Origin of the sequence: Yoonia maritima (assembly GCF_043641945.1) — a bacterium.
GTDB lineage: Bacteria > Pseudomonadota > Alphaproteobacteria > Rhodobacterales > Rhodobacteraceae > Yoonia > Yoonia maritima_B.
The window spans coordinates 15,808-33,953 of sequence record NZ_JBHZRX010000005.1; the positions used below are offsets into that span (position 1 = coordinate 15,808).

The following is an 18,146-nucleotide window of genomic DNA, read 5'->3' on the forward strand; positions in this document are numbered from 1 at the left end:
AATACCATGACACGCAAAGTCGATTTAAACGCCGACATGGGCGAAGGTTTTGGCCCGTGGTCAATGGGCGACGACGCAGCACTGCTTGATATCGTGACCTCGGCCAATATTGCCTGTGGTTTTCACGCAGGCGACCCAGATGTCATGGCCAAGACCATGGCACGTGCTGTCAAAAACGGCGTGGGTATTGGGGCGCATCCGGGCTTTGCGGATCTTAAGGGCTTTGGCAGAAGGCAACTGCCTATTCCCCCTGATGAAATTGCCAACGCTGTGGCCTACCAATTGGGTGCTGCGCAAGCCATGGCGCGGCGTGCCGGTGGGCAAGTGCGTCACCTTAAACTTCACGGGGCCTTGTCAAACATGGCCTGTGTCGATGCCGATCTAGCTCGTGTTTGTTTTGAGGCCGCGCTAGCCGTCGATCCCGACATAATCATCATGGTTCTCGCCGCGACCGCGATGGAAGACGTCGTACGCGATTTGGGCTGCGCTTGGGCAGGAGAAATCTTTGCGGATCGCGCGTACAATGATGATGGCACATTAGTTGACCGCAGGTTGCTGGGCGCCGTGCTGCACGACACGGCCATTGCCGCTCCGCGCATTCTTGAAATGCTCAAAGCGGGGGCCATCATCGCCGAAAGCGGCAAACGCATCCCCTGCGAAATCGACACGATCTGCCTGCACGGCGATACCCCAGAAGCCGTCGAAATGGCCCGCGGCATCCGGGATCACCTGCAAAACGCAGGAATCACACTGCAAACACTATAAATCTCTGCACCTTCAAAGATTCCAACTAAATCCTTTCATGCGCTTCCCCCTATCGCTTGGGACGAGGGTACCGTTAACTGCCCCTAAGGGAGATAAATCCATGACAAACGCACCATACTATAGCCCCAAGGGCGGGCTACCTCCGCAGACCCAACTGCTGACCGACCGCGCAATGTTTACCGAAAGCTACGCGGTTATACCCAAGGGCACGATGACTGACATCGTGACCAGCTACCTGCCACATTGGGAAAAGACCCGTGCCTGGGTTCTTGCGCGGCCAATGTCGGGATTTGCGGAAACTTTTAGCCAGTACATCATGGAAGTCTCACCCGGTGGTGGCAGCACGCGCCCAGAACCTGATGCAACTGCCCAAGGGGTGCTATTTGTTGTCGACGGTGGGTTTACCCTGCGGATCGGCGACGAAACTCATCGGTTGAAAACAGGCGGCTATGCATACCTACCGGCGGGCTGTGAATGGGCACTGTCGAACGACACCGACGCCCCGGCAACATTCCACTGGGTCCGCAAAACCTATCAGGCCGTCGACGGGATCGACGCGCCGGAACCTTTCGTCACGCATGAAGCGGATACGACGAAAATCGAAATGCCGGACACTGACGGTAAATGGGCCACAACACGCTTCGTTGAGCCAACAGACATGCGCCACGATATGCACGTGAACATCGTGACGTTGGAACCCGGCGGCGTCATACCATTCGCCGAAACCCACGTCATGGAACACGGACTGTACGTCTTAGAAGGCAAAGCCGTGTACCGCCTGAACCAAGACTGGGTCGAAGTCGAAGCCGGTGATTTCATGTGGTTGCGCGCGTTTTGCCCACAAGCCTGCTATGCAGGCGGCCCGGGACCATTCCGGTATTTATTGTACAAAGACGTGAACCGGCACATGCCGCTAGGTAGGCCCAAATAATGCCAGAACTTGATTACTACGAAGAACGCTGCGCACTTGCCGCCGCGTTCCGCCTCGCGTTTCGCGAAGGTTGGCACGAAGCAGTCGCAAACCACTTTAGCCTCGCGGTTTCCGACGATGGTAAGACGTTTTTGATTAACCCAGCAGGGCTGCATTTTAGCCGCATCAAAGCGTCTGACCTGATCCTGTGCAACGCTGATGGCCCTGCTCCAACGGTTGGTCAAGAAAATGCGCCTGACTCCACGGCTTGGGCGATCCACGGCGCGTTCCACCGTCATGAGCCACGCGCCCGTGCCTGCCTGCATGTACACGCCGACAACGCCACGGCGCTATCATGTATTGTTGGGGCGGAACTTCCGCCCATCGACCAAAACACCGCACGATTTTTCCGGCACTATGGATATGACGACGGATACGGCGGTATGGGATTAGGATCAGAGGGCGAGCGGATTTCCAAAACCCTTGGCCCGCACCGCATTCTGGTGATGGGCAACCATGGTGTGATGGCCGCTGCCGAAAGTGTCGCGCGCGCCTTTGATGAATTATACTACTTTGAACGCGCCTGCGGTACGTACCTTAAAGCCGCTGCAACAGGGTTACCGTTAAAGGTTCTAAGCGATGACATCGCCGAAAAAACCGCCCGCGATTGGGAAGACTACCCGATGGAAACATGGGATCAACACTTTGAGGCAATGTGCGCGATATTGGATCAAGAAGGGTCTGATTATCGGGACTGACTGGTCAAATTTGTCGTTAAAAGAATAACCGCTTTGCGGACAAAGCTACCATCCGAATGACAATTTCCATTGGTAGCTTTAGGTTTAGGTCTCGCGTTGCAAGTAACCGATGATAGTACCGACCAGAGCTGAGTGAATATCAGCGCGGGATTGCCCTCCAGCGTCATCGCAAAGCGGGTCAAGTTCGCCCTCGTTTTTCAATATCCGCGTGCCTGATGGTTTGCATTGCGCCAAAAAGCTGAAGTGCGTGGAATCTGGGACAAGCGTGTATTGTGCGTGCGGGATTAGCGCTGCCGCGACACCTGCGTCAACGCCCGCCGGTATGGTGCCATCGTCGCCCAGATTGATCACCTGCATCGGTATCGCAATTTCGGCCAAGCTTTCAGCCGTCAGGGTGCTGACAATCCCCGGATCAACGATAACCGCATCAGTGATCCTTGGATCACGTAAATCCTGTCCCGCGGGTGATAAATCAAAGCTGTGCAGGTCAATACCAAAGTGCGCCAGAAATGCACAATCTGACATACCGTGATCCGTGTCGTCGCAAAACCGGTGCAGACGATCTGGATCAACCCGTGCACCCGCTAAAGCCAAGGCCGTATAGCCACCCGCCGAGAACCCAAGCGCCGAAATTTGGTCGGGATCAATATATGGATAGTCTTCAGTGTTCGCGGTCAGTTCGTCAAGGACGGCGGACACGTCGGCCGGACGCTCCCAAACCCTGACCGCAGCCTCAGCCGAGGCATTACCAGTCGTGGTCCCGGGATGGTTGGGCAGAACAACAACATAGCCCGCCTGCGCCAGTTCTGACGCGATCCATCCGAATTGTCCTGCGTTACCACCCGCACCGTGCGAAATGACAACAACTGGAAACCGGCCCTCTCGATGCGGCGCACCGCGGCCAGCGGGCGTGCCATAGAACACGCCGTTGCCACCAACGGTAACGGCTTTGCCGCCAGGGTTGGCCGGATACCAAATGGCAAAGTCAACCTCGCCACCGCGCACCGGTGCATAGGCCGCGCTATAGGTAATGCCGGCTGTTCCGTCATAGGGCGGGCGGGTAAGGTCATATATTGCCCACCCAGCCGGCCCAATCGCACCGACGAAAGCGGTGATTTTTGTGATTGATTTGAATATTGGCATCGTCTTTCTCCGTCTGTTCGATGGTTGATGCCAATAGGTGTGACGCAGATTGCACACCCATGCGTCCTAAAACACGTTCGAGGTCGCCTCATATCGCGTTCAAGGATAACGTCAGCCCAATTCACCTCGAAAGAATGCGTTAAGATGCTGTTTGTCCCATTGCCTTTGTTCGCCACATTGTTTTTGGGGCTGCTCCTTGGGCGCTTTGTCTTGACCCGCGACATGTGGGTACGCGCGCACCAATTATTTGCGCTGCTGGTGGGTCTTTATACGGTGCAATCATTGCTCTCGACCTTGCGGTGGGGGTACGAGATTAAGGAGGTGGCCGTCTTTACCGTTCTACTGGCACCTATCTTGCCCGCTGCAGCCTATCTTGCCTACAAAACGCTTTCGGGTCAGCACATGCGCTGGCAAATTTGGCCTTTGGGCGTTGTCGCGCTCAATTGGCTGGTCTTTATGGTTGCACCCAACGCGGCTGATCTGATGATCTTGATGACCTATATCGGCTTTGGCATCTCGCTTTTGCGGCTGGGTTGGAGAGGTGTCGATCATCTGTCGCTTTCGCCAATCAACGACGTCCGCGAGATTTTGACCGCTATATATGTAACAGGCGCGGCTTTGGTCGCTTCGGGGCTGACGGATGTTTATGTGATTTATGACTTCGTCAAAACCGACGGGCAGAACGCTGGTCTGGTTCTGACGTTTGTACAATCTGCCTTCGTCCTGATCATTGGGGGCGCCGGCGTATTTGGCAGGGCCACACAGCAGACGGCCAACGAAGCCGAAACCCCTGCGCCTGAAATAGAAGCAACCGAGGCCGACAGTGATATCGTCGCGCGGCTTGAAGACCTGTTCAAGCATCACAACCTGCACCGCAGCGAAGATCTTAGTCTGCGACGCCTGGCCCGCCGCGTCGGGGTGCCTGACCGTCAGGTATCAAACGCGGTTAATCGGCAGCGCAAGATGAGCGTTTCGCAATTCGTAAACACGTTTCGCATTGAGGACGCATGTACGATGTTAAAGGATACCGATCGCACTGTCCTTGACGTTTCACTGGCGGCCGGGTTCGCTACAAAATCGAACTTCAACCGTGAATTTCTACGGATAACAGGAGAAAGCCCATCGGAGTGGCGGCGCAAATTCGGTCAACAATAGAGAGCTATCCCGTGGCCGCGAACAGAAGCCGACATTCGCGCATCATGCAGCATCATGCACTTTGGGCTCACTACCGTCATTCGTGGCACGTATTTCTTTAAACAACATCCGCCCATATCGGCAGGTGGTCCGATGCATGTCTCGCCGGTCCTTCTTGCACGACGCCTGCGTCGCGTAACTCTATTTTTGATGACATTGCGATCCGATCCAATGCCGCGATGGGTCGTGCTGCGTGGAAGCTGTGGCCGGGGGCGTGGACGTTGAACTGGCCTAACGCTTCTAACCCTTTGTGCGGGGACCATTCGTTGAAATCTCCTGCAACGATAACGCGTTCAGCCCCTTCGACGGCTTTGGCAATTGCGTGAAGCTGCCGCACGCGGTGACGCCGCAAGAGCCCAAGATGGGCGGCGACGAAACTGAAGGCAGGCAGATCAACGCGGACAGCGCCACGTGGTTCTAATCCCGGCAGGTCGATATGCGTGACCGCGCCAATTTTCATGCCCTTACGGACCAAGATCGCGTTGCCGTGCCAGCCAAGGCTGACGGCATTACGCGCGACAGGGACGATTTCGAAATCGGTCTCGGCCTCGATCACGTTTCGGGCCAGCGCACCGGGGCGCGCACCCAGTCGTAAATCCGCCTCTTGCAGGGCAATCACGTCGGCCTCTAGGCCATTGAGAACCTGCACAATACGCATCGGATCACGCCTGCGATCCAAACCTTTGGCTTTTCTTATGTTGTAACTCGCGACCCGAAGGCCATTATTAAATGTAGACATGTTAAGAAAGATGGGGGCGCGACCTTCAAATGAAAAGGCCAAGCCATGATCACTGACAAGGTTCTGAAACAAAGCAGGGTTATGCTCGTGCTTTGGGGGTTACTGTTGCTTTCGGCAATTGTGGCCATGTTTGCAGGGCGTTGGTCCTTGGCGTTTGTCGCATTCAGCACGCTAGCGTTGGCAATTGCGCCGATATTCTTGGCCTCTCGCCTTAACCTGACACTGCCTCTGCCGTTTCTTGTTGCAACGACCCTGTTCACCTTTGCGACCGTTTTTATGGGCGAAGCGTTCGATTTTTATGAGAAGGTCTGGTGGTGGGATATCGCCCTACATGGCGGGTCCGCAGTTGGGTTTGGACTGATCGGGTTCTTGTTCGTTTTCATGCTATTCGAGGGGGATCGCTACGCTGCCCCGCCCGCCGCGATCGCTTTTATGGCGTTCTGCGTGGCGATTTCCGTCGGTACTATGTGGGAAAATTTCGAATACCTGATGGACCTGACCTTTGGACTGAATATGCAGAAATCAGGGCTTCAGGACACGATGGGTGACTTGCTTGTTGATAGCGTCGGCGCCCTGTTGGGCGCACTGTCGGGCTACGTCTTTCTGAAAGGGCATCGTACTGGCGTTACGACCATTCTGATCCATCAGTTCGTCGAAATGAATAAACGACTGTACCGCAAGTCCAAGGACCGGCTGCGGAAATAGCTCTTAAGGGTGGAACCCGGCCGGTATGTTGTCGCGGTCGTTTAGCAACAGGTCGGCCATTACCTCGCCTGCTTTTGGAGCCATACCAAAGCCAATCTTAAAGCCACCGTTCGCGACGAATTCGCCAGCGCGTGTGGGGTGCCGCCCAAGAATCGGGGAACGACTACGGCTGCGCGGGCGCACGCCTGCCCAGCGTTCGATCACAGGTGCATTTTTCAGCACTGGAAACGCCGCGATCGCACGGGTTAGCACATCGTCCAACTGATCATCAGTGGCCGTTGGATCGCCGAATTCCCGTTCAGACGTGGACCCAATTGCAACCGTGCCGTCGCTGTGCGGAATGATGTGTAGCGCGTCTGCAAATAGCTGCGGCTTGCCTGACGCATTGAATTCAAGCACTGCAGCCTGACCTTTGACGCCGCCGCCGCCCAGTTCTGCGACGCCTTTCCACCCTGTCGCCCAAACGACCTGCCCTGAAGCCGTGCCAGTCGTATCGAGGGAACCGCCAAGCGCAATCACCGCGTCAGCCAAAGCGCGGGTCGCGCGGCGTGGGTGGATCAATGCGGACAGTGTATCGCGAACCAACAGGCCGGTGGGCGATGGCGGCATCCAATCGCCTTGGCCTGCGGGGACGACCTCCCAAATCGCTTTGCCTTCCCAAAGCTTTGCGGCAGTGATCGCCCGATCACGCGCCAGTGAAACGGCCCGTTCATCGGCCAAGGGCTGAAGCCGCCCTGACCGTGAATAGCCAACGTTAGACTCTGAAATAGACTCTACTTCGGCCCAAAACTGTTCAGCCATGATCAGGCTTTCGAATTGAAACGCTTTCTTTTCATTCCAGTTCTCGGGGACATGGGGTGCCAGTGCGCCGACGACACCACCGCTTGAACCTGCAGCAACCCCATTTGGGTCGATCACTTGGACCTTCGCGCCACGCCGCGCACAGGCATAGGCCACCGATAGTCCAAAAACGCCAGCGCCCATTACTGTCACATCAGCCGTTGCCATTCCGGTTCCTTCCGCCCAAAGATGGGCTGACTCCTAAGGCATGACCTCATGACAAACCAGACCGCAAAACTTGACTGGCGGGACGGCCGTGTGCCGATCTCGACCCAATTCGATGATCCTTACTACTCGCTTGATAATGGGCTGGCCGAAACACGGCATGTGTTTTTGGACGGAAACGACCTGCCCGCCCGATTTGGCGGCACGTTTCAGATTGCCGAGCTTGGCTTTGGTACAGGCCTAAACCTATTGGTGACTTGGGCGCTGTGGGATCAGGCAGGGCGTCCCGGCCAATTGCGGTTTACGTCTTTCGAGGCCTTTCCGATGGCAAAGGAAGACATGCGAGCCGCACTAGCGCATTTCCCGGAGGTCGCCGAATATGCAGCCGTCCTGCTAGACCATTGGTCGCCGGGCGACGGGGCAACACAATTACCGGGCGGTCCATTGCTTGATGTTATTGTGGGGGATGCCCGTGAAACGGTTCCCGCTTGGGACGCCAGCGCAGACGCATGGTTCCTAGATGGGTTTTCACCCGCCAAGAACCCTGAACTGTGGGGAACAGACCTTTTACGTGCTGTCGGTGAACACACCAACTACGGTGGCACGGCCGCGACCTATAGTGCGGCTGGCCACGTCCGCCAAAGCCTGGCCGCCGCAGGGTTCACCGTGACCCGCACACCCGGATATGGGCGCAAACGCCACATGACTCGCGCAAGGATCGACAATGCAGAATAACGCGCGCCTTGGCATCATGTTCATGATCGCCACCACTTTCGTGTTTGCGATCCAAGACGGAATCTCGCGCCATTTGGCAGGGAACTACAACGTCCTGATGATCGTGATGATCCGGTACTGGTTCTTTGCGGCCTTCGTCATCACCATCGCCAGAAAGCAATCTGGATCCATCAGAAAGGCCGCGGCCACAAAGCAGCCGATCCTGCAAATCACGCGGGGCGTTTTGCTGTCGCTTGAAATCTGCGTGATGGTCACGGGGTTCGTGGCACTTGGACTGGTCGAAAGCCACGCTGTTTTCGCATGCTACCCGCTATTGATCGCAGCCCTATCTGGCCCGGTGTTGGGCGAACAGGTCGGATGGCGACGTTGGACTGCCATTGGGATAGGCTTTGTCGGTGTGCTGGTCATTTTACAGCCGGGCTATGCTGTCTTTGCGCCAGCTGCGGTGATCCCTTTGATCGCGGCATTAATGTTCGCGCTGTACGGCCTTTTGACCCGATACGCGTCACGCAAAGATACAACGGTGACCTCGTTCTTTTGGACGGGCGTCGCGGGTGCTGTCGTTATGACCATTGTCGGCGCATGGTCATGGGAACCAATGACGAGCCAAGATTGGGCATGGATGGCGACGCTGTGCGTTACTGGCGCCACTGGCCACTGGCTGTTGATCAAAACCTACGAAGTTGCCGAAGCCAGCGCCGTGCAACCGTTTGCATATCTACAACTGGTTTTTGCCAGCGCTATTGGCGTCTTTATTATGGGTGAGACCATACGGCCCAATGTGGCGTTGGGCACAGTAATCGTTATTGCAGCGGGGCTGTTTACCCTGTGGAGGGCACGACAAAAGTCTTAGCCGTCTTCGGGTCGGGCAACTGGCCGCTGCTGTGTCGGTGTTTCTTCCTGCGGCTGGCGCTCGGGTCGGGCCCTTGGGCGCAGCAATGGCTTTTCACCGATGAGCAGATCAGTGAACGCAATCGGTCCCGTTTTACCGGTTAACCGTGCCTCATAGATTGGCAGGCTTTCGGTCACCCGCATCACGTAGTTTCGTGTCTCGCGAAATGGAATGTGTTCGATCCAGTCTATTACATCCATTTCACGCAAACGCGGATCACCACGTTCTTCCATCCACGTACGCGGACGGCCCGGCCCGGCGTTATAACCTGCAGCAATCATCACGGGCGTCGGCCCAAACTGTTCTTGCAGTCCCGCCAAATACTGCGACCCTAACGTAGCATTATAGCGCCAATCATTCGTTAGCCGGCCACGCGAATAGGGCATATCCAGCAGTCCGGCGACTTCCTCAGCGGTGCCCGGCATAAGCTGCATCAACCCAAGAGCACCGACAGGGCTGCCGATCGTTGTGTTGAATTCGCTTTCGCGCCGGGCAATCGATAAGGCAAGCGCCGGGTCAACCGGCAGGTCCATCTCTGCCAAATCATGGATAGGGTAATAAAGTGATGGGATGACAATCCCCCGCGTGACTGCCGTTTTTCCCAGTAATAGAGTATAATATTGCTCGTTTAAGTGATCGAGATAGGCACCGGCTTGTGCCAACTCTACTGGCGATAGTGTCTTGCCCAGCTCTGCAAAGAACGTCACCGCTGCGCCACGTTCACCGCCAGCCAACAGCATGAAGGCGACCTTTGTCAGCTCTCGTTCAAAGACGAGCGCTCCCTTCCATTCGACGTCTGTCCCGACGAGAAACGGATCAAGCGGACGGCCCAGCTTTTCGGCGGCCAGCAGACCGTAAAACGCTGTCTGATGCGCTGCCGCTGCGCCATAAGAAAGCGTGGCCAAATCCGCGTTATTCATGACCGCATGCGTTCGGCCCATCCAATACTGCATCCGACTGCTAGAAATCGGACCGGACACAGCCGCCGACGCCTTTTCAAAATGCTCTAAAGCGCGTGATGGGTCGCCAAGATATGTCAGCGCGAGATAACCGGATAACCACTCTAAATCGGCATAAAACGCACCTTCATCCAGATAATGGCGTGAAGCGATGAGGTAAGCTTGTTCGGCCCTGCCTTCGCGCATTTCCCAGCGCGCAAGAACACGACGCCAGCCTGCCCAGCGGAATGGGTCGCCCAGCGCCGCGCGGCTAGTTGATCGCTCGCGAAGCATCGCAACCGCATCGGTCCAATCACCACGCTGCGCGCGCCAATTATAGCGGTCATATGCGAATCCTGGGTCTTCGCGCAGGGACGCAGGGACTGCTTCGTAAAGCGGCAGCATATTCCGTTTGCCCGCGATATAGCCGATGCGCGCTTCAGCTAGCGCGCGCTGATCAGACTCTAACAAAGGCAACATGCGAGTCGCATCGGTCCGCCGGGATCGCCACAGCATCGCGTCAGTGCGCGCCACGTGATAGGGTGCTAACACATCTGAAAAGGCAGACATCAACGCGTCTTGGCCATCGTCAGTTAACCCAAGTTCAAGCCAAGCCGTCCGTAGATATTCATGCGCTTTGTCAACCTGTCCGCTGGTCATCAAGGCTTCGGCGAGGCGGGTGGCACCTTCGCCGGTTTGGGGCGGATTATCGGCAAACCATGCGATGACTTCATCAGCCGGATGGCCCTTTTCAATCAAAGGTTCGGCCTTAGCACGCAGCCGATCTAGACCCGGCCAATCCGGATGCGCAGAAACAAAACGACGGTAGTCCTGAAAATCAGCGTCACCATCACGTAACCGCAACCATGTTAGAACTTCGGCCGTCAAAGGGTCCGCTTGCGAAGCCAGATTGTAGGCGGCATCCCAGTCAACACTGGCTGCAGTTAACGCGGCAACTGCCTTTGGGTCGACCTCTTGGGCCATCAGTGGCGCAGACAGGAATGTCACGGCCATCGCAAAGGTTATATCTCGCATCAGAGTCACCGCACCGTCTGTTTTCAAATAAACTAGCGTTGCGGCTGGTAATAACAACTCACAAACTTGGCAATCGGCAGAAACCCGTCTAGTGTCCGCGCGATTTTACCGGGCGATTCAATGCCCACAGCAACAAGGATGCGTGTCATGTTCAAAGGGTCACTCCCCGCCCTCGTCACGCCGTTTAAAGACGGCCAAGTGGACACTGATGCGCTGAAAAAGCTGGTGGACTGGCATGTGGATCAGGGGTCACATGGCTTGGTCCCAGTCGGGACAACTGGCGAGAGCCCAACACTGACACATAGTGAACACGACGCTGTCGTTGCTTGCGTGGTCGAAGCCGCCGCTGGCCGTATTCCTGTGATTGCGGGCGCGGGTTCGAACAACACAGTCGAAACTGTACGTTTGGTCAAAGCAGCGAAAGCTGCGGGTGCTGATGCGGCGCTGGTGGTGACACCCTACTACAACAAGCCAACACAGGCTGGGTTAATCGCACATTTCAGTGCGGCTGCTGACTGTGGTCTTCCGATCATCATCTATAACATCCCCGGTCGATCGGTTGTCGATATGACACCTGCAACGATGGGCGAACTGGCCAAACTAGAGATGATTGTCGGCGTCAAAGACGCGACTGGCGACCTGTCCCGCGTGCCAAAGCAACGCATGACATGCGGCACTGATTTCCTGCAGCTATCCGGCGAAGATGCGACTGCGCTAGGCTTTAACGCCCACGGCGGTTGCGGATGCATTTCGGTGACTGCGAACGTGGCACCAAAGCTGTGTGCCGAATTCCAAGAAAGCACGCTGGCTGGCGAATACGACAAAGCGTTGACCCAACTGGACCGCTTGATGCCTCTGCACGAAGCGATCTTTACAGAGCCCGGCGTAGCAGGTGCGAAATACGGTATGTCGTTGCTAGGTCTATGCAGCGAAGACGTCCGCTCACCTCTGACTGGACTAACTGATGGCACCAAAGAAAAAATGCGTGCCGCAATGGTGCACGCTGGTTTGCTGAACTAAGCGCAAAAAGCAGGGTGGGTTAAAACCCACCCTACGGTTTCATCGCGTTAGTCTGCGGTTGCGAACCACACGTGGTTCAGTCTCCATAGTCCAAACGCGATCGGAATAGCGGCCAAGCCAGCGATTACATATGCAAGTGGCTGGTCGTAAAAGCTTTCAAACATTTGGGTGTAGGCGTGGATACCTGCAAAGGTCATCCCGGCGTTAAACAGTCCACGACGGTTGGTCATGGCAGCCCACGCAATCAACCCGACCAAGATCACCGCCCAGACGACGCTAAACACATGTTCGCCAATCACAAGCGTGGTTTCTTTGAAAGCGTCTTGCGCTTGCTGCCAGTTTTCGTAGCTGCCGTTGTAATAATAGTAGGAATTTGGTCCCCAAAGCGTTTCACCAATGACATCTCCCCATAGGCTGCCAACCAGAAACGCAAGGTTCGCGACGACAAATCCCATGATTGCTAGAATGCCGGCATTGCGCGCGAGCCGCCCGGTCCAACGGTTCGCAGCCCATAGGCACAGACCAATTAGCGCCGCCATTTGCAGAATGCTAAGCGTCGGTTCGGGTGAGTAGAATGCATATGCGGCGTGAAAATAGCCAGTGCCTGTATCCAACATCTGAGCGAACGGAACGATTGCAAGTGCCGTCACGAATCGGATATCAAGAAGCACCCCACAAGCGGCAATTACTGCGAATGCGTAGAAATGCAGAAACGAATAGACCCAATCGGGGTAGTTGTAGGCGTATTCATTTGCAAAGGCATATGCCCCGCACAAATGCATGGCCGCCCCCATCAATAGGACTGCCCCATACGAAAAGCGCAAGTGAGGTAACGCCTTGGCGAACCGCCATGCGCAAAGCCCGGCAATGATACCGCCCATTGCGAACATGACGGGGCCTGCTTGGCCTTGGTACTTGTCTAGCAATTCAATGCCAGAACCGCTGATCAGCATCCCTGCACCGATGAGCGCGCTTGCGTTGCCAAACATCCGATAGACTGCTGTCCCAAACCGGAGGATCAATAACCCGACCCCAAGAAATAGTCCGCCAGAGATTGCAACGCTCAGTGGGCTGGCCAGATAGAACACGAGCCCCAGCGTCGCGGCCAGTATCCCGGCAATGAGTAGTGTGTTAACACAAAGCCCAATCATCGCAGCGCGCGCCCGATGTTTGATTTCGACCGCCTGCGCGGGGTTAATCACCCCATCGGCAACCAGTTTTCCTGTTTCAGCAACGTAATACATTAATGCCTCCGCGTTTGCTTAATCGCGGCTTAACATGAATATGAACATCGTTCAATAATTTATTTGATCAACGTTCACGCAGCCAGTCTGGATCGTAAGTAATGTCATTACACCCGCCAAATCGCGCGGCCCGCTCTAGCTCTGCGTGCAAAGCGCTTTGTCGCCCTGCCCCCATGCGCACCCCGTTTTCGGGCCAAAAAGCAGTTATGGCCAAGACGCCATTATCGCGTTTCATGTCGATCCGGCCGATTAGTCGGTCTCCTTCGATCACAGGAAACACGTAGTAGCCGTACTTGCGCTGCGGCGCGGGTACGAAGATTTCGATCCGGTAGTGGAAACCAAATAACCGTTCTGCCCGTTTACGGTCACGCAGTGCGGGATCAAACGGGGAAAGGATGCGTAGGCGCGGTACCGGTGCCGCGACGGGCCGGTCCATCACATCGGGCCACGCAAAGGACCGACGTAACTTGCCATCAACACCTTCGACGTCCACCTCAATAATACGGTTATCGGCTAGCGCGGTTGTGCACCATGCTTTTGCCTCTGCCGGTGTGACGTTATCCCAAAACGCCGCCAGTTCGCCACTCGTGGCGAACCCCAAACGATCCAATGCGCCAGCGCAGCACCATTCGATTGTGTCTTGCGTATCAGGCTGGCGAGCACGGAAAGCATCGGGAATGACCCGTTCAGTCAGGTCGTAGACTTTGGTAAAGCCATCGCGGCGCAGGACCGACAATTGCCCAGAGCGCCACAGGAATTCGAGCGCTGTCTTTGACGGGTGCCAATCCCACCAACCGCCGGAACCACGGCTTTCGTCTTTGCCAACCTGCCCCGATGTGCAGGGGCCATCGTCCGATATACGACGCAGGACTTCTTCGGTCTTAGACATAAAGTCGTCGCGCCGGCCATCCTTCCATCGATTTGCCAGCCGGGCTTCGTCGCGTTGAAATCTCAGACGCCAATGTGGAAAACTGGCAATAGGGATCGCAGCGGCGTCATGGGCCCAATGCTCAAACACTTGCCGATCCCGGTGCAGCAGGTTTTGCAGCGCGGCAGGACGATATTGTTGTCGGCGCGACCATAAGATTAGGTCGTGCGCACGGGCGAATGTGTTCACGCTGTCGAGCTGCACAAAACCAAGATCATCAATAGCGGCCGCCAAATCCGCGCCTTTACCCGGTCCAGTGGGACGCGATGTTAGACCATGCCTTTCTAGGAAAACATGTCGGGCACGTGTGTTCGTCAGAATAGGAGCGGTCATTCAGAATGCTTTCTAGTCGCAAGTTGCTGAAGGCGGACCTGGCGCAATGCCTCGACCAATAACGCCGTGACCATGCCAATGTTTAGCAATCCGTTTGCGGCAGCCAAACCGCCCAGCAAACGCCACTCCATCGGCAATAGGATGTCCCCGAACCCAAGCGTGGTGAATGCAACCAACGAGAAATAGACTGCGGGTTCCATGGCATCAAAAATGCCAAGCCCACGCAATGTCAGCGCCCATATCCAGACGCCTGCTGTCATTTGGCCAAGTATCCAAACAGACGCCAAGCAAAGCATTAGCATGAGCTTTGGACGATGCGGTTCACGGGTCAGCCAAGGATGAAGACGCAAAATCAACCCCTCCATCACCCAAAAGCTAAAGCCCGCGATAGCAATCGATAGCAGCGAAAGCGCTGAACCCAGCGCGAGTTGGACGAACATCAGCCAAGACCTTTGTGTTTCTTCACGCCACCATAACCACGTGAATAACAATGCAAAGCCGCAATCACTTGTTCCGCACCTCAACTTGGCCTATCTCAACGCAATCATGGCAAAGAAACCAGAAAATAAGAATTACAAAGTCATCGCGGAAAACCGGCGTGCCCGGTACGATTATGCGATTGAGGACGACCTTGAAGTCGGGATCATATTGCATGGATCCGAGGTGAAATCGCTGCGCATCGGCCAATCGAACATTGCTGACAGCTATGCGTCAGTTGATGACGGTGAACTGTGGCTGACGAACGCCTATATCGCGCCTTACGATCGCGCGATGTTCAGCCACGAAGAACGTCGCAAACGCAAACTTTTGGTCAGTCGCAAAGAGCTGTCGAAGCTTTGGAACGCGACCAAGCGCGAAGGCATGACTTTGGTCCCGCTGGTGATGTATTTTAATGACCGCGGACTAGTGAAACTGAAAATCGGGATCGCTAAGGGTAAGAAAAACCACGACAAGCGTGCGACCGAAGCAAAACGTGACTGGGGCCGCCAGAAACAACGCCTGCTTCGCCACGGGGACTAATTGTCGCAGGAAAACCTTTGCTGAATCCGAATCATTGGTTAACCTTCCTTCCAAGCGCGGTAACGGATCAGACCGACGCAGTATAAATAACGATCCACTTGGAAGGGACTATCTATGGAACAGATGATTATTCAGCTCATCTCGGGTGCTGTTGGTGGCAACGCAGCTGGCGCAGCAATGAAGAACCTGTCGCTGGGTACAATCGGCAACACAGTTGCAGGCCTAGTTGGCGGCGCTGGTGGCGGTAGCCTCATTGCTATGTTGGGTAGCGGCGCAGCGGCCGCTGGCGGCGGCGGTGACATCATGGGCATGGTGACACAGATTGCTGGTGGCGCCGGTGGCGGTGCAATCGTAACTGCGATTGTCGGTATGATCAAAAGCAAGATGTCCAGCTAATACGCCAAGACAGCTTACTTGCGCCTCCGTTAATTCACGGGGGCGCAATGCGTTTTAAGGGGCAGATCGCACCAAATACATGCGATTTGAATAATTATGTCACATTACCGCTGACCTAGGCCCGCAGCCCTACTTGTCATAATACACAGCGCAGGCTACCCCTTCGGCAATTGCCACGAAAGGTGAATGCCATGACAAAATCTGCGCCCGATGACCCCAAAACACTGGTCAGCACAGACTGGCTCTCCGAGCATCTTAAAGATCCCGATTTACGTATATTCGACGCATCGTGGTATTTGCCAGATGCAGGCCGTGATGCACGCGCCGAGTTTGAAAATGGCCACATCCCCGGCGCCCGGTTTTTCGACATAGACGAGATCAGCGACCTACGGTCCGAGCTACCGCATACAGCCCCACCGGTCGAAAAATTCATGTCACGTATGCGTGCAATGGGTGTCGGTGACGGCCATCAGGTGGTTGTTTATGACGGAAGTGGGCTGTTTTCCGCCGCTCGTGTTTGGTGGCTTTTCCGCCTCATGGGGCAGACCAATATCGCCGTCTTGGATGGCGGGTTGCCGAAATGGATCGCCGATGGCCACAAGACGACAAAGACACCTGCGACGATCCGCGATCGACATATGACGGTCAAGCAGCGTCCCGATCTTGTGAAGGACGTGACCCAAGTCGCGCGCGCCGCGAAACTGAAGGATCATAACATCGTCGATGCGCGTTCGCCCGCGCGTTTCCGTGGCGAGATCGAAGAGCCGCGCGAAGGCCTGCGTTCTGGACATATCCCGGGATCGCGGAACGTTTTTTACCAAGACTTGCTGAACGCTGACGGCACGATGAAGCAAGCAAATGCGCTGCGCACGATTTTCACAGATGCAGGCGTTGATATGCAAAAGCCCGTTATCACCACCTGTGGATCCGGCGTGACTGCCGCGATCCTATCGCTCGCCCTCGAGAGGATCGGCAAAACCGACCACTCACTTTACGACGGCTCATGGTCCGAATGGGGCATGTACGCCGACCTTCCAATCGCTACCGGAGCCGCTTAATGCTGGAAAACCTTACAGCCCTACCTGCCGACAAAATTCTTGCCCTGATGGCCAAGTACAAAGAAGACCCGCGCACCGATAAGGTCGATCTGGGCGTCGGCGTTTATAAAGATGCCAGCGGCAACACCCCCGTGATGCGTGCGGTCAAAGAGGCCGAGCGTCGGATTTTGGCAGACCAGACCAGCAAAGCCTACACTGGTCTTGCCGGTGATCCTGCATTTGGCACAGCGATGCGTGAATTGGTACTGGCTGACAGCGTTCCAGCCGAACGCGTTGCTGCAGTTGCAACACCGGGCGGTACAGGCGCAATTCGTCAGGCACTTGAGCTGATCAAAATGGCTGCACCTGACGCGACTGTTTGGCTTTCCAACCCAACATGGCCGAACCACCCGTCGATCATCAAATACCTTGGCATGAAAATGGCCGAGTATCGGTATTTTGACGAAGAAACCCGTGGCGTTGATTTTGACGGCTTGATGGCGGACCTCGATGGCATCGCTGCTGGAGACGTTGTTCTGCTTCACGGCTGCTGCCACAACCCGACCGGTGCGAACCTAACACTTGACCAGATGGATCAAGTGATTGCCAAGCTTCAGGCCAAAGGCGCGGTTCCACTTGTTGATATCGCCTACCAAGGTTTCGGTGATGGTTTAGACGCCGACGCAGTAGCCACGCGCCGGATCGCAAGCAGTTTCGACAATGTGCTGATCGCGGCAAGCTGTTCAAAGAACTTCGGGGTTTACCGCGAACGTACTGGTATTCTGATGGCCGTCGCAAAAGATGCTGATCAAAAGGCGCTTGCGCAGCAGACGCTCGCATATCTGAACCGTCAGAACTATTCCTTCCCGCCAGATCACGGCGCACGCGTTGTGACCACGATCCTGACGGATCCCGAACTGCGTGCCGACTGGGAAGCCGAGCTGGAAGAAACCCGCAATGGCATGCTTGCGCTACGTCAACAGCTTGCGGACGAACTGAAACGTCTCACAAACAGTGACCGCTTCAATTTCCTTGCTGATCACCGTGGAATGTTCAGCCGCTTGGGTACATCACCTGAAAAGGTCGAGCAGCTTCGCGCGGAGCACGGCATCTATATGGTTGGCGATAGCCGCATGAACATCGCCGGTCTAAACGCAAAAACGGTTCCGGTTCTTGCAAAAGCAATCGTCGACGCTGGTATTTAATCCCTGCGAAGGAATTTTTAGAAATTCCTTCTGCCGATAAAAATTCTAGAATTTTTATGCGCCCGCAGCGTAATTTGCTGCGGGCGCATAATTTTCTTGCGATCCATCGCGCAACATTATACCCCGAATGGCGACCAATTCGTA

19 protein-coding genes are annotated in these 18,146 nt (G+C 55.6%); 12 read left to right on the forward strand and 7 right to left on the reverse strand.

All coding sequences use genetic code 11. The annotated features are described in order from the left end of the window. Positions 1-6 precede the first annotated feature (6 nt). From ACHUEV_RS12175 to ACHUEV_RS12185, 3 genes are all read left to right on the forward strand, one after another. On the forward strand, positions 7-765 hold the full coding sequence (locus ACHUEV_RS12175) for a LamB/YcsF family protein (protein WP_394180227.1): 759 nt from the start codon (positions 7-9) through the stop codon (positions 763-765). A 100-nt stretch (positions 766-865) separates the two neighbouring features. After that, on the forward strand, positions 866-1,696 hold the full coding sequence (locus tag ACHUEV_RS12180; RefSeq protein WP_394180229.1) for a bifunctional allantoicase/(S)-ureidoglycine aminohydrolase: 831 nt from the start codon (positions 866-868) through the stop codon (positions 1,694-1,696). Continuing rightward, positions 1,696-2,433 carry a class II aldolase/adducin family protein gene (locus ACHUEV_RS12185; protein WP_394180231.1) on the forward strand — a complete coding sequence of 246 codons (738 nt, stop codon included), beginning with the start codon at positions 1,696-1,698 and terminating at the stop codon, positions 2,431-2,433. The genes ACHUEV_RS12180 and ACHUEV_RS12185 overlap by 1 nt, the downstream gene beginning before the upstream one ends. A gap of 84 nt (positions 2,434-2,517) precedes the next feature. On the opposite strand, the gene ACHUEV_RS12190 is transcribed toward ACHUEV_RS12185, so the two are convergent. Beyond that, entirely contained in the window at positions 2,518-3,576 is a 1,059-nt protein-coding gene (locus ACHUEV_RS12190) for an alpha/beta hydrolase family protein (protein ID WP_394180233.1), read from the reverse strand. A gap of 144 nt (positions 3,577-3,720) precedes the next feature. Here ACHUEV_RS12190 and ACHUEV_RS12195 point away from each other — a divergent pair, with 144 nt between their 5' ends. After that, positions 3,721-4,731: a helix-turn-helix domain-containing protein gene (locus tag ACHUEV_RS12195; protein ID WP_394180235.1), complete on the forward strand. Its 1,011-nt coding sequence runs from the start codon at positions 3,721-3,723 to the stop codon at positions 4,729-4,731. A 97-nt stretch (positions 4,732-4,828) separates the two neighbouring features. On the opposite strand, the gene ACHUEV_RS12200 is transcribed toward ACHUEV_RS12195, so the two are convergent. Further along, positions 4,829-5,509, reverse strand: coding sequence for an endonuclease/exonuclease/phosphatase family protein (locus ACHUEV_RS12200; protein ID WP_394180237.1), 681 nt, complete (start codon positions 5,507-5,509; stop codon positions 4,829-4,831). A 45-nt stretch (positions 5,510-5,554) separates the two neighbouring features. Here ACHUEV_RS12200 and ACHUEV_RS12205 point away from each other — a divergent pair, with 45 nt between their 5' ends. Next, positions 5,555-6,214 (forward strand): hypothetical protein, encoded by a 660-nt coding sequence (locus ACHUEV_RS12205; RefSeq protein ID WP_394180239.1) that lies wholly within the window; start codon positions 5,555-5,557, stop codon positions 6,212-6,214. A 3-nt stretch (positions 6,215-6,217) separates the two neighbouring features. Here the strand turns inward: ACHUEV_RS12205 and ACHUEV_RS12210 are convergent, their stop codons facing one another. After that, positions 6,218-7,222, reverse strand: a complete 1,005-nt coding sequence (locus ACHUEV_RS12210) for an NAD(P)/FAD-dependent oxidoreductase (protein WP_394180241.1) — start codon at positions 7,220-7,222, stop codon at positions 6,218-6,220. A 48-nt stretch (positions 7,223-7,270) separates the two neighbouring features. Here ACHUEV_RS12210 and mnmC2 point away from each other — a divergent pair, with 48 nt between their 5' ends. Both mnmC2 and ACHUEV_RS12220 read left to right on the forward strand, forming a co-directional pair. Then, complete coding sequence (mnmC2, locus tag ACHUEV_RS12215; RefSeq protein WP_394180243.1) at positions 7,271-7,954, forward strand: tRNA (5-methylaminomethyl-2-thiouridine)(34)-methyltransferase MnmC2; 684 nt, start codon at positions 7,271-7,273, stop codon at positions 7,952-7,954. Next, positions 7,944-8,807 (forward strand): DMT family transporter, encoded by an 864-nt coding sequence (locus ACHUEV_RS12220; protein ID WP_394180245.1) that lies wholly within the window; start codon positions 7,944-7,946, stop codon positions 8,805-8,807. Before mnmC2 ends, ACHUEV_RS12220 begins: the two co-directional genes overlap by 11 nt. Here ACHUEV_RS12220 and ACHUEV_RS12225 read toward each other — a convergent pair. Beyond that, on the reverse strand, positions 8,804-10,819 hold the full coding sequence (locus ACHUEV_RS12225; protein WP_394180247.1) for a lytic transglycosylase domain-containing protein: 2,016 nt from the start codon (positions 10,817-10,819) through the stop codon (positions 8,804-8,806). The genes ACHUEV_RS12220 and ACHUEV_RS12225 overlap by 4 nt on opposite strands. 147 nt (positions 10,820-10,966) lie before the next feature. Between ACHUEV_RS12225 and dapA the strand changes: the two genes are divergently transcribed. Then, the gene (gene dapA, locus ACHUEV_RS12230; RefSeq protein ID WP_394180644.1) at positions 10,967-11,839 is read left to right on the forward strand and encodes a 4-hydroxy-tetrahydrodipicolinate synthase; all 873 of its coding nucleotides are present in this window, start codon (positions 10,967-10,969) and stop codon (positions 11,837-11,839) included. Positions 11,840-11,886: 47 nt separating this feature from the next. Here dapA and ACHUEV_RS12235 read toward each other — a convergent pair whose 3' ends face one another. The 3 genes from ACHUEV_RS12235 to ACHUEV_RS12245 form a co-directional block, all read right to left on the reverse strand. After that, positions 11,887-13,083, reverse strand: a complete 1,197-nt coding sequence (locus ACHUEV_RS12235; protein WP_394180249.1) for a hypothetical protein — start codon at positions 13,081-13,083, stop codon at positions 11,887-11,889. A gap of 67 nt (positions 13,084-13,150) precedes the next feature. After that, the gene (locus ACHUEV_RS12240) at positions 13,151-14,344 is read right to left on the reverse strand and encodes a winged helix-turn-helix domain-containing protein (RefSeq protein ID WP_394180251.1); all 1,194 of its coding nucleotides are present in this window, start codon (positions 14,342-14,344) and stop codon (positions 13,151-13,153) included. Further along, positions 14,341-14,784, reverse strand: coding sequence for an ion channel (locus ACHUEV_RS12245; protein WP_394180253.1), 444 nt, complete (start codon positions 14,782-14,784; stop codon positions 14,341-14,343). The genes ACHUEV_RS12240 and ACHUEV_RS12245 overlap by 4 nt, the downstream gene beginning before the upstream one ends. A gap of 106 nt (positions 14,785-14,890) precedes the next feature. Here ACHUEV_RS12245 and smpB point away from each other — a divergent pair, with 106 nt between their 5' ends. The 4 genes from smpB (at position 14,891) to ACHUEV_RS12265 (ending at position 18,002) form a co-directional block, all read left to right on the forward strand. After that, positions 14,891-15,364: an SsrA-binding protein SmpB gene (gene smpB, locus ACHUEV_RS12250; RefSeq protein WP_394180255.1), complete on the forward strand. Its 474-nt coding sequence runs from the start codon at positions 14,891-14,893 to the stop codon at positions 15,362-15,364. Positions 15,365-15,478: 114 nt separating this feature from the next. After that, positions 15,479-15,760 carry a hypothetical protein gene (locus ACHUEV_RS12255; protein WP_394180257.1) on the forward strand — a complete coding sequence of 94 codons (282 nt, stop codon included), beginning with the start codon at positions 15,479-15,481 and terminating at the stop codon, positions 15,758-15,760. Between the two features lie 191 nt (positions 15,761-15,951). Beyond that, a complete protein-coding gene (gene sseA / locus ACHUEV_RS12260; protein WP_394180259.1) occupies positions 15,952-16,818 on the forward strand; it encodes a 3-mercaptopyruvate sulfurtransferase in 867 nt (288 codons plus the stop codon). Continuing rightward, positions 16,818-18,002, forward strand: a complete 1,185-nt coding sequence (locus ACHUEV_RS12265) for an amino acid aminotransferase (protein WP_394180260.1) — start codon at positions 16,818-16,820, stop codon at positions 18,000-18,002. The genes sseA and ACHUEV_RS12265 overlap by 1 nt, the downstream gene beginning before the upstream one ends. Positions 18,003-18,146 lie beyond the last annotated feature (144 nt).

What these genes read in the sequence shown, in the direction of transcription:
- ACHUEV_RS12175 (WP_394180227.1), top strand. Translation starts at nt 7, where the DNA reads ATGACACGCAAAGTCGATTTAAACGCCGACATGGGCGAAGGTTTTGGC.
- ACHUEV_RS12180 (WP_394180229.1), top strand. Translation starts at nt 866, where the DNA reads ATGACAAACGCACCATACTATAGCCCCAAGGGCGGGCTACCTCCGCAG.
- ACHUEV_RS12185 (WP_394180231.1), top strand. Translation starts at nt 1,696, where the DNA reads ATGCCAGAACTTGATTACTACGAAGAACGCTGCGCACTTGCCGCCGCG.
- ACHUEV_RS12190 (WP_394180233.1), bottom strand. Translation starts at nt 3,576, where the DNA reads ATGCCAATATTCAAATCAATCACAAAAATCACCGCTTTCGTCGGTGCG.
- ACHUEV_RS12195 (WP_394180235.1), top strand. Translation starts at nt 3,721, where the DNA reads ATGCTGTTTGTCCCATTGCCTTTGTTCGCCACATTGTTTTTGGGGCTG.
- ACHUEV_RS12200 (WP_394180237.1), bottom strand. Translation starts at nt 5,509, where the DNA reads ATGTCTACATTTAATAATGGCCTTCGGGTCGCGAGTTACAACATAAGA.
- ACHUEV_RS12205 (WP_394180239.1), top strand. Translation starts at nt 5,555, where the DNA reads ATGATCACTGACAAGGTTCTGAAACAAAGCAGGGTTATGCTCGTGCTT.
- ACHUEV_RS12210 (WP_394180241.1), bottom strand. Translation starts at nt 7,222, where the DNA reads ATGGCAACGGCTGATGTGACAGTAATGGGCGCTGGCGTTTTTGGACTA.
- mnmC2 (WP_394180243.1), top strand. Translation starts at nt 7,271, where the DNA reads ATGACAAACCAGACCGCAAAACTTGACTGGCGGGACGGCCGTGTGCCG.
- ACHUEV_RS12220 (WP_394180245.1), top strand. Translation starts at nt 7,944, where the DNA reads ATGCAGAATAACGCGCGCCTTGGCATCATGTTCATGATCGCCACCACT.
- ACHUEV_RS12225 (WP_394180247.1), bottom strand. Translation starts at nt 10,819, where the DNA reads ATGCGAGATATAACCTTTGCGATGGCCGTGACATTCCTGTCTGCGCCA.
- dapA (WP_394180644.1), top strand. Translation starts at nt 10,967, where the DNA reads ATGTTCAAAGGGTCACTCCCCGCCCTCGTCACGCCGTTTAAAGACGGC.
- ACHUEV_RS12235 (WP_394180249.1), bottom strand. Translation starts at nt 13,083, where the DNA reads ATGTATTACGTTGCTGAAACAGGAAAACTGGTTGCCGATGGGGTGATT.
- ACHUEV_RS12240 (WP_394180251.1), bottom strand. Translation starts at nt 14,344, where the DNA reads ATGACCGCTCCTATTCTGACGAACACACGTGCCCGACATGTTTTCCTA.
- ACHUEV_RS12245 (WP_394180253.1), bottom strand. Translation starts at nt 14,784, where the DNA reads ATGTTCGTCCAACTCGCGCTGGGTTCAGCGCTTTCGCTGCTATCGATT.
- smpB (WP_394180255.1), top strand. Translation starts at nt 14,891, where the DNA reads ATGGCAAAGAAACCAGAAAATAAGAATTACAAAGTCATCGCGGAAAAC.
- ACHUEV_RS12255 (WP_394180257.1), top strand. Translation starts at nt 15,479, where the DNA reads ATGGAACAGATGATTATTCAGCTCATCTCGGGTGCTGTTGGTGGCAAC.
- sseA (WP_394180259.1), top strand. Translation starts at nt 15,952, where the DNA reads ATGACAAAATCTGCGCCCGATGACCCCAAAACACTGGTCAGCACAGAC.
- ACHUEV_RS12265 (WP_394180260.1), top strand. Translation starts at nt 16,818, where the DNA reads ATGCTGGAAAACCTTACAGCCCTACCTGCCGACAAAATTCTTGCCCTG.